Here is a 14,539-nt window from a genome sequence, read left to right as displayed (position 1 = left end):
TCTTTTTACATATTCTCTTCATCTTCTCTTTCTTTTCCTTTTTCCTTGCTCCATTAAACCAATAAAACATCACACAAAACAAGGAATTTATCGAATGGTGGAGAATAGTTTAAAAAGATACTGTATTTGCGGAGGCAGAAAAAATGATGAAGAAATCAAATGATTCAATGATTGAACTAAAAGATATCACGGTCAAAATTCAGGGAAAAACGCTTCTGGAACACTTTGAGTGGACCATTTCCCATGGAGAGCACTGGGGTCTACTCGGCCTTAATGGCTCAGGGAAAACGACTATTTTAAAACTTATTACTGGATTTCTTTGGCCGACCAAAGGTAATGTTACAGTTTTGGGAAATAAATTCGGACAAGTCAATGTACAAGAAGTAAGAAAGAAAATTGGCTGGGTGAGTGATGCACTTGATGACCGGTACCGAGCAAAGCCGGGAGACACGGCATTAGAAATTGCAGCAAGCGGAAAGTATGGTTCCATTGGTATTTATTCACCCTTATCGCGCCAGGAATATCTTAATGCCAAAGAAGCCCTTTCTCTTTTTGGAATGGAGCCAGCAGAGGAAAAAGTTTTTTACCAGCTCTCCCAGGGAGAAAAGAGAAGGGTGATGCTGGCAAGAGCCTGGCTGGCAGAACCAGATCTTCTTTTACTGGATGAACCATGCAGCGGGCTTGATGTTAAAGCGAGAGAGGATTTACTTTCCCGGCTTGAGTCCCTGTCAAAGGAACCGAACAGCCCTGCAGTGATTTATGTGACTCACCACGTAGAAGAGATCCTGCCTTTTGTCACTCACATGCAGCTCATCAAGAATGGAACGTCAGCAGGAAACGGGCGAAAAGAGGAAGTGATCACATCTTCTAACCTGACCAACACGTTTGATGTCCCTTGTGAAATAGAATGGAAGGACAACAGACCGTGGCTAAGTATCACGTCTATGAAGTGATGAAAGGATCCTTACTAAAGGAATCCTTTCCCTCTCAAAAAAATTTCACGTACCGTATTTGTTTTAAAAATTAATAAATAGTAAAAATATAAAGTAAGGAAGGTGATGGAATTGAATAAGAAAACTTTCAGAATTCTGCGTTGGGCAGCAGGAACTGGGGCTGTTCTATGGGCTTTAGTAGTTATATTCACAGATGGAGCAACAGAAATTCCAGGTGTATTTGGAATACTGTTCGGTGCTTTTTTACTGTTTTTAGGACTTGAATATAAAGAGGACAATGAAAGCCGCAGAGGATTTTCCTATATGTGCATTTTTGCTGCCCTCATTTCCTTTTTCTTTGCTCTTAACCGTTTTTTTGGGGTGCTTCCATAAGCATTAGGGTGTTTTGAAAATTTTACATGATTCCTTTCACTTTTTCTCATAAATGCTCTGTACCTTGATATAGAGAGAATCACAGAGGTATTACTATGAAATAATTCCTTTGTTACGCGGATGTTACAACTTCATCACAATTGAGAAAAACATAGAAGAAGTTGAATATGTTACAATACGAAACAGCACACGAAAAGAAAGGGGAATCCTTTTGAGCAAAAAATGGATTTTAGCGACTGCAATGACAATCTCTGTAACAGTTATGGCTGCTTGTGGAGATGATGATACTGATTCACCTGAAGTAACAGATGAAGAGTTAGAGCAAGAAGAACAACAGGAGGCCCCTGAAGGTGAAGAAATGGAGCTTGAAGATGAAGAAGCTATGGAACTTCCGGATGAGCCTGACATGGATGACTTTCCAGATCCTGTGGCCGAAGTAAACGGAGAACCGATCTCAAGTGAACAATTTGGCGAGATTTATTCATTCACCCTTCAAACTGCTGCAATGCAGGGCATAGATCCTGAAGATGAAGAAAGTGAACAAATGCTTATTGATCAAACGTTAGAACAGCTAATTGGCTTAGAACTGCTTACTCAAGCTGCTGAAGAGCAAGGCTATGAAGTAACAGATGAAGAAGTGGACGAGCAGCTTCAGCAGGAAAGAGAACAGGCTGGGCTGGATGATGAGGAAGAGTATATTGCATTCCTTGAAGAGCAAGGTCTTGATGAAGAAGAACTCAGACAAGACATTAGTGAGCAACTGAAAATAGATCGTTTCATTGAAGAAGAAACTGAGCAGGAAGATGTTTCTGATGAGGAAGTAGAAGAGGTTTATGAACAGGTTGCTGAAATGCAGGGAGACGATGCCCCTGAACTTGATGAAATTCGAGAAGACCTTGAAGACCAAATCAGGCAGCAAAATGAGTCCGAACAAGTACAAGGGCTAGTCAACAGCTTGCGCGAAGAAAGCGATGTAGAGGTTCATATTTAGTATTAAGGTAAGAGCAGGGAAAACCTGCTCTTTTTTTATGTAATTTTTAAATAGGAAGCCGATATTACTCATAGAAGCTTTTTCTGTTTGTCTGTAGAAGAGCTAAGGATACATTTAACATGAAAAGGATGAGTGAGGGTATGAAGGAAACGAGCCAATCAAATATACTCCTTGAAAGTGGAACAAATGAATTGGAAATAGTCATGTATAAGGTAGGTGGGGAAACATTTGGAATAAATGTATTAAAAGTTAGAGAAATTATCCAGCCACTTCCTGTCACAAAAACCCCACAGCATCACCAGTACGTGGAAGGAGTGTTTCGTTTAAGGCAAGAGGTCATTCCTGTGGTTAATTTAGCGAAGGTTCTGGGGTACCCTCCTTCACCGGAGCCTAACCAGGACAAGTTTATTATTGGAGAACTGAATAAAGTAAAGGTGGCTTTCCATGTCCAGAGTGTATCGCGAATACATCGCATTTCCTGGGAGCAAATAGAAAAACCTAGTGAACTTTCTCAAGGATCTCACATTCAAACGATAGGCGTAATTAAATTGGAAGACGAGATTGCTTTGTTACTCGACTATGAAAGAATTTTAATGGAAATCTCCCCTCAAGTAGGTATACATATGGATCAATTAAAGGCTCTAGAACCACGAGATCGCTCCAGCAAAAAAATCGTGATAGCTGAGGATTCGCCTATTCTGCGTAAGATGCTTGAGGATACATTACAAGAAGCCGGATACATGCAATTGAGCTTTTTTGAAAATGGCCAGGATGCATGGGAATTTCTCGATTCTGGCAGCCATTGTGATTTATTGATTACTGATTTGGAGATGCCAAAAATGGATGGGCATCATTTAACCTATAAAATTAGAAGGGACCAAAAGCTTAAGGAATTGCCTGTCATTATCTTTAGTTCGTTGATTACCGAGGATTTATTTCATAAGGGAGAAAAAGTAGGAGCAAGTGCTCAAATCAGCAAACCTGAAATTGTTGAATTGGTAGAAACAATAGATCAACACATCGAGTAATTCCATGGAAGCCTGGCGATTTATTTGTCAGGCTTTAATAGGTTTTACTAAAAAAAACTAGTGGAAAGAGTAAAAAAGATATCAAACTTCATACAGTAGGTGAAGAAACTATGGATTTGTCACCAGATGTAGTGGGTTTTAGCTTTTTGCTCTTGGGTATTTTTTTGATCCTTGGAAAGCTCATAAGAGTGTATGTCACCCCCTTGCAAAAAATTTTTTTACCAAGCTCTATTATTGCAGGCTTGCTTGCTCTTTTTCTTGGCCCTGAAGTGATTGGGCTGCTTGTTCCAGGTGAGGTGAACCTCGTGCATGAGGGAGGCCTTTTTCCTGAACCAATTCTTGAAGTCTGGGGTGTACTCCCCGAACTGCTTATTAATGTTATTTTCGCTTCATTATTTCTAGGGAAAACCATTCCTCATGTAAAGGAAGTGTGGAATGTAGCCGGTCCGCAAATAACCTTCGCTCATTTTCTGTCCTGGGGTCAATATGTTGTTGGAATATCGCTGGTATTATTCTTTTTGACACCTGTTTTTGGTATGAATCCTTTAGCAGGTGCTTTGCTTGAAATAAGCTTTGTTGGCGGTCATGGGACTGCAGCAGGTTTATCCGGAACTTTTGAAGCGGTTGGTTTTGAAGAAGGGACTGATTTAGCAGTTGGTTTTGCGACAGTTGGAGTACTATCAGGTGTTATTATTGGAATGGTGCTCGTTAACTGGGCAGCAAGAAAAGGAAGAACTGAAATAATTGATAACCCGGAGAACTTTTCCGAAGAAAAGAAAGTGGGACTTATCAAAGCAGAGAACCAGGAATCAGCGGGTAAGAAAACGACTCGGCCTGAATTTATTGAACCATTAACAGCTCATTTTGCTTATATAGGACTTGCCATACTTATTGGTTTTTTATTGCTGGAAGGCCTGATTTTATTAGAAGAATTTACATGGGGGCCCGCCACTGGAGTAGAACTGATGAGTTATTTGCCGCTCTTCCCTTTGGCAATGATAGGTGCTGTAGTGGTACAGTTGTTTATGGACAAATTTATTAAGCACAGAACCATTGACGGGGAAATGATTTCCAGGATTCAAGGGTTTGCTCTTGATTTACTCATTGTTTCCGCTCTTGCTACTCTTTCTGTTTCAGTGATTGGTGAATACCTTATCCCATTTATCATTATGTCTGTTGCAGCAATTTTGTGGAATGTATTAGCTTTACTATATATTGCTCCTCGTATAATGCCAGACTATTGGTTTGAGAGGGCTATTGGAGATTTTGCCCAAGCTATGGGGATGTCGGCTGCAGGGCTGTTAATGATTAACATTACAGACCCAGAAGAAAAAAGCCCGGCTCTAAAAGGCTTTGGCTATAAACAATTATTTCTGGACATTATTGTTGGAGGAGGACTCTTTACTGCTTCATCAGTACCGCTCATTATCTTGTTTGGTCCAGCAACCGTTTTAATTATCGCAGCCGTTTTAATGGTTGCCTGGCTGTTAGTGGGTCTGCTTTACTTTGGAAAGAAAAAATCAACCGAAGAATCATAAGTCATCCGTTATCCGGGTGGCTTTTTTTATGTATTATTACACGTTGTGAATAACAAACAATGTGTTAAGTAACAGAATGAGTAAACAAAAAATAATACCGCTAATTTGTTATATAAAATTCAAAAAAACTGTTGACTGTATTATAACAACGTCATATAATAAAATTAACAAAAAAAACAGAAAATTAATTAAAAGGGAGAGAGACAAAATGAAAACAACAGAAAAGAAGACAAACGAGAGAAGATTTACCCCGGTAAAAGAAGAGAAGACTGTGCTTGAAATGATTAACGATTACCATATGACAAATAGATAATAACAAGACAAAAGGCTGGGTTATCCCCGCCTTTTTGAATTGGATAGAAACCTGCGCTTATGAAGTGCAGGTTTCTTTTTGGTAGGCAGCTCTATTGGATATGTGCTTAGAAGTCTGATAATAAAACAAATATTTCAAATTAAATGAAAAATAAGGAAAGGAAAGAAGGAATTAGGGTATCTTAAATCGAACTGGTAAGGTGAGAGTTTCACTTTTTTTCTTCAGATGGGTCTTGGAAGAAAGCTTAGATAGCAAGAAAAGAAGAAAAAGGGGGTACCTGCATGGTACAGGGACATATTGAAGGAATTGTTCAAGGCAAACATGCTGTTTTGGTCATTGGAGAAAAAGAAATTATTGCACCTGTTGATGAACTTCCTAAAGATATTTATGTAGGTAAGACCGTGTACGGTAAATGTAACCGATTTGGAGAAATCATAGCTTTCACCGATTCAGAAGATGAGGCAGCAATGAAAGAAAATTGGGTAAACCGCACGTTTTCCCAATTGAAAACCCTGGTTGGAAAATGACTTTATTATTTTTCTATAAATATGTTATCTGAGAAAATTCCTGGATGAATCCAGGAATTTTTTTATGTTACTGTTACTGCTATATTCGTATATTTTCTTTGTGACAGATAGTGGGTAAGAGGAATTATAGCCTGTATGATGTTAATAGTAGTCAGAAAAAAAGAAAAGCATTAAGATAGGAGTTAGCAGGAATAAGGGAGTGTAGAGATTATGGATCTAAATCAAAGAATAAATGATCTCAAAGACAAAATATCAGGTTCAGTTTTTCAAAAGGGAAACGAAAAAATGATGAAACTGGAACGAGAAAATAAGAGACAAGCACAAAATATTGAAAATTTGCAAGGTGAAATCTCTCGTATAAAAGATTTTGTACCAGAAATAATATCTACTGCCAAGGAAGGGTTCGATTTCTTTTGTATAAAGGAGATAAACAGAGAAGGAAAGTACAGGGAATGTATAGCGGTTTTCACAAAAGACGACAACCTGTATTTAAAATCAGACGCCGGTAAGGATAGAAATTTTATATTCGAAGTAAAAGGTAATCACCTCGTACCTTTACAAAAATATTTGATTGAAACTATAAAAAGAAACATCCAGGACCCTGGGTATGAAGAGATGGTACTTCAAGTGCTCGAAGAAAAGGCAACTGAATTGGAGGTAATAGAGATCGAAGGAGAAATTTCTTTTGCCGGGGATTCCTCCAACGGTACATTGCAAGAAGTCTACCAGAAAAAGGGTTATGAAGTTTATTTCAATGAAGAAAAAACAGAAGCTTTTATTCAAAAACATTTGCAGGGAACCCAAGAGTAGATGGATATAAAATTGACAATAAGAGAAGGTGCTTTTATCAGCACCTTCTCTTATTCATGTATCTTTAAGTATTACTATGCTACATCTTCTTGAGTGACCCAAACTGAGGACTGTTCTCCTTCAGTTTGTTTGCCTTCCTTATCCTTATTTTTTAAGGCAAGAACAGCAACGGCTCCTATAATTATAGCTAGACCACCAAACAGAAATTTTTTCATTTGGCACACCTCCTTTGTAACATACATACATCATACTATTTTTGTTAAACATTTTGGGCAGAAAATTCAAAAAATATAAATTGACAAAATTTTGTAACATAAAGAATCTGCAAAAAGAGAACGTTCAGGAAGTAATCACTTATTTACCATACTCTTAAATAAACCAGTTTTATTTCGCTTCAATAAAAAACGCAGAGTGCACAAACCTTCTGCGTTTTTTATTGTGAGCAACTCGTGTAGCAAAAAAACTATTAAGAGAATAGTAGTAAGAATAAAAACGAGTGACAATCCTCACAAAAATCAAAACGCCAGCTGTGTTAATTTTAATATGACTTCAGAAAATTGTAGGAAATGAAAAAATAGTAAGGGGAGTGTTTAAAATGAGAAATTTTGAGGATAAAGTAGTATTAATTACTGGTGGAGCCGACGGTATCGGCAAGGTTACTGCTGAGTATTTTTTACAAGAAGGTGCTAAAGTAGTCATTGTTGACATTAATCAAGAACTAATTGTCAGCGCAGAGAAAGAATTGAAAGAACATGGAACAGTTATTGCAATTCAGGCTGATGTGTCAAAGAAAGAGGACACAAAAAAATACGTGGAGCAAACATTGGATGAGTTTGGTTCGATTGACGTATTCTTTAATAATGCGGGAATTGAAGGGAAAGTGGCACCAATTATAGATCAAGATATTGAGGACTTTGATAAAACCTTGGCTGTAAATGTACGGGGAGTTTTTCTAGGCCTACAGCACGTATTACCAGTCATGATGAAACAAGAAAAAGGAAGTATTATAAATAATTCTTCTGTTGCAGGATTTATGGGGAGTCCAGGTGTTGCACCTTATGTAGCTTCAAAACATGCAGTGATTGGTTTAACGAAAACAGCAGCACTTGAAGCAGCCCCTCATAATATTCGTGTGAATTCTATTCATCCGTCTCCTGTAGAAACGAGAATGATGCGGTCTTTGGAAGAGGGCTTTAACCCTGGACATGCTGAAGAAGCAAAAGGTGAGCTGGCAAGGGCTATTCCTCTTGGCAGATACGGGGAATCACACGAAATTGCAAAGCTTGTTCTCTTTCTCGCTTCAGAAGACAGTGCTTTCATAACCGGGGCCCAGTATCGAATTGATGGGGGAATGGGCGCTTCTTAAATTTGTAAGATGGAAATAGTATTAAAAACTTTGAAGAGAAGGGACCTCCCTTCTCTTAGTATAATGTGGTTGGCATACGTAAAAGCGCTGTGGTCGTTAGGCGGAGGCAGGGTGTACATAGCGAGGTGGAATTTTAAGTTGGACCTTCGCCCCTTCGAAACGAGTCTCATAGAATAACTGGGGGGAACAAGGGGAAAAATTTATAAAACAATAGGAAGAAATAGGGAATTACTGTGTAAATACCATAAAAATGGTGAAAATCAAGAGAAGTTTTCCTGATATAGTAAGAAAAATAGTATACTAGAATGAAGAAACAATCCCATTTTTTTCATTTTAAACTTTTATGATTGTATGTCTTAAGATCTTTAGACTTGTTTTTTCACTTTACGGAGGTGAAGGTAAGTGGCAAAAGTGTTTTGGATAATAGCTCTATTTTTACTTATTCCCACAACAATTTTTGGGCAGGAAGAAACAACTCACACAGTAGCACCCGGGGATACAATGTGGAGTATTTCTCAGCAGCATGATGTAACGATAGAAGATATTTTGAAGGTCAACCCAGATATCGTTGATGCAGAGGTTATCTACGTGAAACAAGTGATTCAACTTCCATATCAAGAGAGTGCAGAAGAGTCCCCTACTTATGACGAATCACCGGAAGGAGGCCAAGGAGGCTTTGTCAAAGAAGTTATTCGCTTGACTAACGAAGAGCGGGATCATCACGGACTGGAACCTTTGGAAGAATATGAAAAACTATCTAAAGTAGCCCACTTAAAGTCGGAGGATATGAGGAATGAAGGTTATTTCTCTCATAATAGCCCAACCTATGGAAGCCCTTTTGATATGATGATTTCTCAAGGAATCGATTTTCAAGGAGCAGGGGAAAACTTGGCTGCAGGACAAACCTCTCCAGAACAAGTAGTAGAAGAATGGATGGCTTCTCCTGGGCACCAAGATAATATCTTGCGCTCGGATTTCACACATATTGGAGTAGGGTACGTCGAAGGAGGAGCGAACGGGTCATACTGGACTCAAATGTTTGTGGCACAGTAACGGCTCCTTTTTACAAAGGAAAGCCCGCTATTGAACTAATGAGAAAAATGTATATTCCTTAATATATTATCTTGTGGTGGCCGGAGACCGTAGGATATCTTCATTATGAAATGTATATTGAATAAGGATATAACATATATAACGGTTACCGATTTCTGCCGCTTTGTTCCTGAGCGTCTTTCATCATCTATCATGGTAGTGACAAATAAAGGTAGGACGAAATGTTTATTTCGTCCTACCTTTATTGTTTACCCGGCATGTTTACACGTTCCAGTGGCTCAAGTCCAGAACGGTGGAGGTTGTTGTGATAAAGGCAAGGGTGGCGTGGGACTCAGAATCTGAGTGAACCATAAAACAGCTTTTTTCTTCGCAAACTCTACGATTGTTATAATAGTGTTACAACCAATACGGGTGTCAGGCACCATAATAAAAAATCAAATTTTTGTAACAAATCTAGAGCCTATGTAAAGGCTCAATCATTTTTAGAATTTGAATTAGAAGTAACCTCTATGTTTGTCATATCTTTTCCATCAGGATCAATTAACTTGTTTTTATTCTTGGCAACTAGCTTCGCCCATTCCCCGACAACGAGATTTCCCCCTTGAGATTTTTCATATGCCTTGTGCTCCTCATGTACAGTGTTACCAAAGTTTATGGAGCTGTTATCACCCATATTGTTTACTCGGATATTTATTCTGCCCATATATAACCCTCCTGGCTATTCTCTTGTTTTTTTATTATATGATCATTTTTAAAAAAGGAGTGGTTTTCTTTCCTGGGAAAGGTGCGTAATTGATAGTAGTAAATATTGGCCGCAAAGAAAGCATAAGATTATCCTTCAGACAAAACGGGACGAGGTAACAGTTACACCTTTTTAAATTTATTTCTGTCTTGGAGTGAGTAAGAATAAGCGGTTTAGTTATGCAAAAGATAAAGAGAAAGAGAAAGAGAAAGGGTGAAAAGCAGGATGGAAAAACAGGATATTCTACAGTTGTTAAATGGCTCACATACAAAAGAGGAGGTTGATCAATTTGTTATTTCAAACCAACAAGATTCAATCAAAGCTAAGGAGGCTCTTTTGTATCAAATAAATAAAATACAAAGTGAAATTGCAGATCGTGAGGCTTTTCTATCAAATGACGCCTTTGTGTTATTGGATGGAGAAGAAATGCATGAGTGGCTGAGGACTAAAGATGAAGAGTTGAATTTTTTAACTACGGTTTATTCCAGGTTTAAAGAACTTTAAAAGCTTTAACAGGGCTCTATCGGTGAGCGGTGACACCAGATGATTTGGCAACAAGATCATGTTTATCGTCATAAATAAGGCAATTGGTGTGGCTGAGTGATCTTCCCTTCTTGAGCAAACGCGCAGCTGCAAGCAGGTATGTACCTTTCCCCCCTTTTATAAATAATGCCTTTGCTGACTTACATCAATAAACCAGCACACCCATTTTCAGTGAATAGGGCTGCACTGGGGAGATAAACTAATTTCAAGACTAGAAGAAAAGAGGGCAGATCTATGAAAAAGAATATCATTTTTATCCTGCTTTTTTTTGTATTAACTTGTTCGTGTGTTGGATTTTTAGCTGGTGAAGGCTTGGCACAGGAAAATACACCGGCACAAAATGGAGAGGTGCAGTGGTGGTGGAAAAAGGATAAAGCAAGGGATTCTGAGCAAGGTATCCCTGAGCTTAAAGGTGGCAGTGAAGCAGATCAGCGTGTTCAGGAGCCTTTGGGACTTGATGAGCTGCAGGCCCGTTATCCAGATACAGTATTTTTACATGGACCAACCACAGAAAACAGAGTTGCTTTAACGTTTGATGATGGCCCGGATCCAAGGTTTACTCCAGAAGTTCTCGATGTATTAGCTGAATATAATGTACCGGCAACCTTTTTCTTAATGGGTGCAAGAGCAGAAGAATCACCTGAGCTTGCAAGACGAATTACAGAAGAAGGCCATGTTGTGGGAAATCACACATTTTGGCATCCGGACCTAGTGGAAGAAGGCGATATCGAAACACTGGTTAATGAAGTGACACGGACAGAAGATACGTTGGCGAACATTATTGACTACCGGACAACGCTATTTCGCCCTCCATACGGATTTTTGTATGATGAATTAGTTGAAGAACTGCAGGAGCTGGAATACTCTGTCATTGCCTGGTCCGTTGATTCTTTAGACTGGCAGAACATTGGCCCTCAGGAAATTGCCCAGAATGTTTTTGAAGACATCCATCCTGGAGCGATTATTTTGATGCATGACGGCGCTCCGGCAGAAGAGGATAGAACAGAAACCATTGAGTCTCTTCGTGAAATCATCCCTGTTTTACAAGAGCAAGGTTATGAGTTCGTTACCGTCCCGGACTTATTAAATATTCCATACCAAAGATAATCTTTGTTGTATGAAGAAGCAGAGTTTCCTCCACTGATAAAATGGAGGTTATACTCTGCTTTTTTTATATTGCCTCCATTTCTGTTTATATGCTTTTATTCTTTTATAAATTTTAGGATTATTCAATAAACGAAATAGAGAAGTATTTGGTTTTAAATTCGCTTCTATAATCCATATATTCCCTTTCTTATCTACTCCTATATCTAATCCAATAGCTGAGTAGTTTTTAGTGGAATAGGAAAAAAGTTGTTCAACAGTTCTGAGAGAAACACGGTTAATTTCAGAGGTTGTTTTATTTGGTGTTTTCTTTTTTATATTAGAACGCATGATTGCTTCTTTTACAGGAAGTACTTTTGTGGCAGAATTAGTAATCACGTACCCTGGAGAGGCAATCTTTGCGGCTTTACCTGTGATCGTCCAAATCGTCCAGTCTGTAGTTGCACTTCGTTGCAGCATGACACGAATATCAATTGGCTGTTTGTTAATCTTAGCTAAAGGAATATATTGTTGAATGATATATTTTTCTTTACCGATTTTCTCAATTAAGGCTTTATGCATCTGATATTTAGTAGGAAGAACTGCATAGTAATCTTCGAATTCCAGCTTGTACTTGCCCTTGGGCAGCATAGATAATTTGATGACTCCATATCCTAACCTTCCGTGAATTGGTTTTATGATTACTTTTTGGTATCTATTCAAAAAAGTTTCTACATTTTGTTTGGAAAAAAGTCTAGTTTTAGGGAGGTATGGACGCAGTTCTTTGTTCTCTTTTAATACACGATAAATGTCCCACTTACTTCTCGTAACCTTCATATGTGAGTAACCTCTCTTTCAAGAATTATCCCTTTTGGATTTCTACCGTGGAAAACATTATAAAATAGCAACTAATTTTTAATATAACAGCAGACAGAGAAGACTCCTAACCCCATTGGGTCAGGAGTCCTGTGGATTTACACACTATTTGGAATGCTTTCTTTTAAAAAAGTTTCTTAAATAAACTTTTTTCATGCCTCTTTTTGCATGCTTTTTCATGTTTTTACCTTTACGAAGTCCCATTTGACTCACCTCCTTTCTTGTTATCTACAAATAGTTAATGATTTTTGAGAGGGAAATGATCCGGCTAAATGTTTATTCTATAAAAATTGGTTGTTTATATTGCTATCCTTTCTTTTTTATAAAAGACTGCTAGGTTTGAAAATTGAGTGGTCAGAGTGCACAAAGTTAGTAAGCTGTAATAAAAGGTAGAAGGGCAAATGGCTCATATCCTCTCAGTTATAAGGCTTTTTACTTTTTCTTTTTCTTTTTACCTTTGCGAAGTCCCATGAAATTCACCTCCCTTGGAAGTTCTAACATAGTAAATGAAAGGCAAACAAGATTTGAACCGGCTAAACGCTTACTTTGATAAAAATAGTTATTTATATTCTGTTTAATAGCTGATCTGTTGGAAGATTACTGAGAATAGTGGGGATGGGTCAGGTTCAGCGGAGTTTTACTGGTGGCAGTAAAGAGAAAGGTAAAATGAATCAAATACCTTGTTCAAATACCCTGCCTTTTCACTCTTCTTACCAATACACTAAAAAAGGACATGTAAGGAGAGCTATAGAAAGGACGGGTAAGCATTGAAGAAAATAAGGGGGAGAAATAAATGGGAATTGTATTTGGCTCTGAAAAAAACAAAGCAGGTGAGACCCTATCTAGTATTTACAAAACGTTGGAACAGAAATAATTTTCAAAACATGTTATCCAAATATAAGCAAATAGTTATAAAGCCCAATGATGGTTTGCAAGCTCGAAATATATATTTTGTTACAGAATATAAAAAGAAGATTGTGGTCCAGTTGTACAGGAAGAAACGCTATTTTTCTACCAGTGACCTTGTTTATGAGTTCATGAGAAAAAGAATAGGCAAAAGGCCTTACATTATTCAAAAAAGGATTAACTTAGCAAAGATTCATAAAAGACCTATTGATGTGAGGGTAATCATCCAAAGAAATACCCTTCGTTCTCCGTGGGTAGCGACAGCTTATAAAGTAAGAGTCGCTGGTGCCGGGAGAAAAGTAACAAATGCCAGTAAAGGCGGAAGTGTTTTCACTTTTAAAGAAGCTATGCAAAGGAGCAGCTTTCCTGACTATATGCATGAAGATCTTTTAAGGAAATTGAAACAAGTATCCATAAGGTCAGCTGAATCCCTGAACTCGTATTATCCTAAAAAAAGAATCTATGGCATTGATATTGGCATTAAAGAAGATGGTTCACTCCATATCTTTGAAATTAACCGTAATCCTTCTTTCAAAGGGTTTTCTCCAGGTCAATCAAGAAGAATGAAAAGATTTAAACAAAAGAAATAAGTGAAAGGAAGGGTTGGTAACAATATGGCCGTTCGTTTAAAAGGGAGAAATAAATATAAAATGTATAGAGCAATGAGAAAAAATAAAAGCCTTCGCTCTTCTCTTCCTGAAACCAGAATGTTTAATTCGAAAAATTTTCAGCATATGGTAAAAAAGTACAAAACTGTTGTCATTAAACCTAACAATGGAAAGCAAGGAAAAAGAATATATTTTGTGACCAACCGTAACGGAAAGTATTATGTTCATTTAAATAAAAAATATAAAGTCTTTTCAAGTAGAAACTCCACGTACCGATATATCCGGAAAGCATCAAAGAAAAAAAGGTTCATCATCCAGCAGGAAATAAGTCTAGCTAAAATAAAAAAACGCCGTTTTGATTTTCGAATTATTGTCCAAAGAAAATGCAGAAAGGATCCCTGGGTCGTTAACGGAATAATTGTGCGCCAGGCCGGCCGTGGGTTTAAAGTTACCAATAGAAAAAACAATGGGAGGGTTCTGTCAGTTGATAGGGCTCTTTCTCAGATAAATATAAAAAACAAAAGCGCAAAAATTATGGAGGTTAAACGTCTTTCTCTCGAAGCGGCTAAGACGTTAGGGACCTCTTTTCCCGGTCAAAGAATTTTTGGGGTCGATATTGGCATGGATCCAAAAGATAACCTTTATATCTTTGAATTGAATCGCTGGCCTTTATTAGGGGGCTTTCGAAGCTTAAAAGATAAAACGCAATATAAACGGATTATGTATTTTAAAAGAGTGAGCCGGAAAAAGAAATAAGGGAAGGGAAGAAATAGTTCTTGATGTAATAAATCTAGAAATTAAGCCCTTACATGAAATGGAGGGAGGATTTA

At 37.8% G+C, this 14,539-nt stretch carries 16 protein-coding genes; 13 read left to right on the top strand and 3 right to left on the bottom strand.

From position 1 onward, the window contains the following. Window positions 1-143 precede the first annotated feature (143 nt). The 7 genes from ACFPU1_RS03550 to ACFPU1_RS03520 all read left to right on the top strand — a co-directional run bounded on the left by ACFPU1_RS03550 (window position 144) and on the right by ACFPU1_RS03520 (window position 6,532). Window positions 144-953, top strand: a complete 810-nt coding sequence (locus tag ACFPU1_RS03550; RefSeq protein WP_385938697.1) for an ABC transporter ATP-binding protein — start codon at window positions 144-146, stop codon at window positions 951-953. A 111-nt stretch (window positions 954-1,064) separates the two neighbouring features. Continuing rightward, complete coding sequence (locus tag ACFPU1_RS03545; RefSeq protein WP_385938694.1) at window positions 1,065-1,325, top strand: hypothetical protein; 261 nt, start codon at window positions 1,065-1,067, stop codon at window positions 1,323-1,325. Between the two features lie 211 nt (window positions 1,326-1,536). Further along, window positions 1,537-2,316 (top strand): SurA N-terminal domain-containing protein, encoded by a 780-nt coding sequence (locus ACFPU1_RS03540; RefSeq protein ID WP_054637029.1) that lies wholly within the window; start codon window positions 1,537-1,539, stop codon window positions 2,314-2,316. A gap of 140 nt (window positions 2,317-2,456) precedes the next feature. After that, window positions 2,457-3,344 (top strand): chemotaxis protein, encoded by an 888-nt coding sequence (locus ACFPU1_RS03535; protein WP_385938691.1) that lies wholly within the window; start codon window positions 2,457-2,459, stop codon window positions 3,342-3,344. 110 nt (window positions 3,345-3,454) lie between these two features. Continuing rightward, window positions 3,455-4,882 (top strand): sodium/glutamate symporter, encoded by a 1,428-nt coding sequence (locus ACFPU1_RS03530; RefSeq protein ID WP_385938688.1) that lies wholly within the window; start codon window positions 3,455-3,457, stop codon window positions 4,880-4,882. A 594-nt stretch (window positions 4,883-5,476) separates the two neighbouring features. After that, on the top strand, window positions 5,477-5,722 hold the full coding sequence (locus ACFPU1_RS03525; RefSeq protein ID WP_054637030.1) for a hypothetical protein: 246 nt from the start codon (window positions 5,477-5,479) through the stop codon (window positions 5,720-5,722). Between the two features lie 210 nt (window positions 5,723-5,932). Continuing rightward, window positions 5,933-6,532 (top strand): hypothetical protein, encoded by a 600-nt coding sequence (locus tag ACFPU1_RS03520; RefSeq protein ID WP_385938685.1) that lies wholly within the window; start codon window positions 5,933-5,935, stop codon window positions 6,530-6,532. Window positions 6,533-6,606: 74 nt separating this feature from the next. Here ACFPU1_RS03520 and ACFPU1_RS03515 read toward each other — a convergent pair whose 3' ends face one another. Continuing rightward, the gene (locus ACFPU1_RS03515; protein WP_157842982.1) at window positions 6,607-6,747 is read right to left on the bottom strand and encodes a hypothetical protein; all 141 of its coding nucleotides are present in this window, start codon (window positions 6,745-6,747) and stop codon (window positions 6,607-6,609) included. Between the two features lie 380 nt (window positions 6,748-7,127). Between ACFPU1_RS03515 and ACFPU1_RS03510 the strand changes: the two genes are divergently transcribed. Beyond that, on the top strand, window positions 7,128-7,898 hold the full coding sequence (locus ACFPU1_RS03510) for an SDR family NAD(P)-dependent oxidoreductase (RefSeq protein WP_385938682.1): 771 nt from the start codon (window positions 7,128-7,130) through the stop codon (window positions 7,896-7,898). Window positions 7,899-8,300: 402 nt separating this feature from the next. Continuing rightward, complete coding sequence (locus ACFPU1_RS03505) at window positions 8,301-8,951, top strand: CAP domain-containing protein (protein ID WP_054637032.1); 651 nt, start codon at window positions 8,301-8,303, stop codon at window positions 8,949-8,951. A 472-nt stretch (window positions 8,952-9,423) separates the two neighbouring features. On the opposite strand, the gene ACFPU1_RS03500 is transcribed toward ACFPU1_RS03505, so the two are convergent. Continuing rightward, complete coding sequence (locus ACFPU1_RS03500) at window positions 9,424-9,654, bottom strand: spore germination protein (RefSeq protein WP_385938679.1); 231 nt, start codon at window positions 9,652-9,654, stop codon at window positions 9,424-9,426. Between the two features lie 264 nt (window positions 9,655-9,918). On the opposite strand from ACFPU1_RS03500, the gene ACFPU1_RS03495 reads away from it, so the two are divergent. Both ACFPU1_RS03495 and ACFPU1_RS03490 read left to right on the top strand, forming a co-directional pair. Beyond that, window positions 9,919-10,197: a class-II aminoacyl-tRNA synthetase family protein gene (locus tag ACFPU1_RS03495; RefSeq protein WP_385938676.1), complete on the top strand. Its 279-nt coding sequence runs from the start codon at window positions 9,919-9,921 to the stop codon at window positions 10,195-10,197. Window positions 10,198-10,470: 273 nt separating this feature from the next. Continuing rightward, window positions 10,471-11,343, top strand: a complete 873-nt coding sequence (locus tag ACFPU1_RS03490; protein ID WP_385938673.1) for a polysaccharide deacetylase family protein — start codon at window positions 10,471-10,473, stop codon at window positions 11,341-11,343. Window positions 11,344-11,391: 48 nt separating this feature from the next. On the opposite strand, the gene ACFPU1_RS03485 is transcribed toward ACFPU1_RS03490, so the two are convergent. Continuing rightward, window positions 11,392-12,156 (bottom strand): YheC/YheD family protein, encoded by a 765-nt coding sequence (locus ACFPU1_RS03485; RefSeq protein ID WP_385938670.1) that lies wholly within the window; start codon window positions 12,154-12,156, stop codon window positions 11,392-11,394. 806 nt (window positions 12,157-12,962) lie between these two features. On the opposite strand from ACFPU1_RS03485, the gene ACFPU1_RS03480 reads away from it, so the two are divergent. Both ACFPU1_RS03480 and ACFPU1_RS03475 read left to right on the top strand, forming a co-directional pair. Then, on the top strand, window positions 12,963-13,691 hold the full coding sequence (locus ACFPU1_RS03480) for a YheC/YheD family protein (protein ID WP_385938667.1): 729 nt from the start codon (window positions 12,963-12,965) through the stop codon (window positions 13,689-13,691). Window positions 13,692-13,715: 24 nt separating this feature from the next. After that, window positions 13,716-14,465, top strand: a complete 750-nt coding sequence (locus ACFPU1_RS03475) for a YheC/YheD family protein (protein ID WP_385938664.1) — start codon at window positions 13,716-13,718, stop codon at window positions 14,463-14,465. The last annotated feature ends 74 nt before the right edge of the window (window positions 14,466-14,539 follow it).

This window comes from Thalassorhabdus alkalitolerans (genome assembly GCF_042656525.1).
GTDB lineage: Bacteria > Bacillota > Bacilli > Bacillales > Marinococcaceae > Thalassorhabdus > Thalassorhabdus alkalitolerans.
This window is presented reverse-complemented; position numbering and strand designations above follow the sequence as displayed.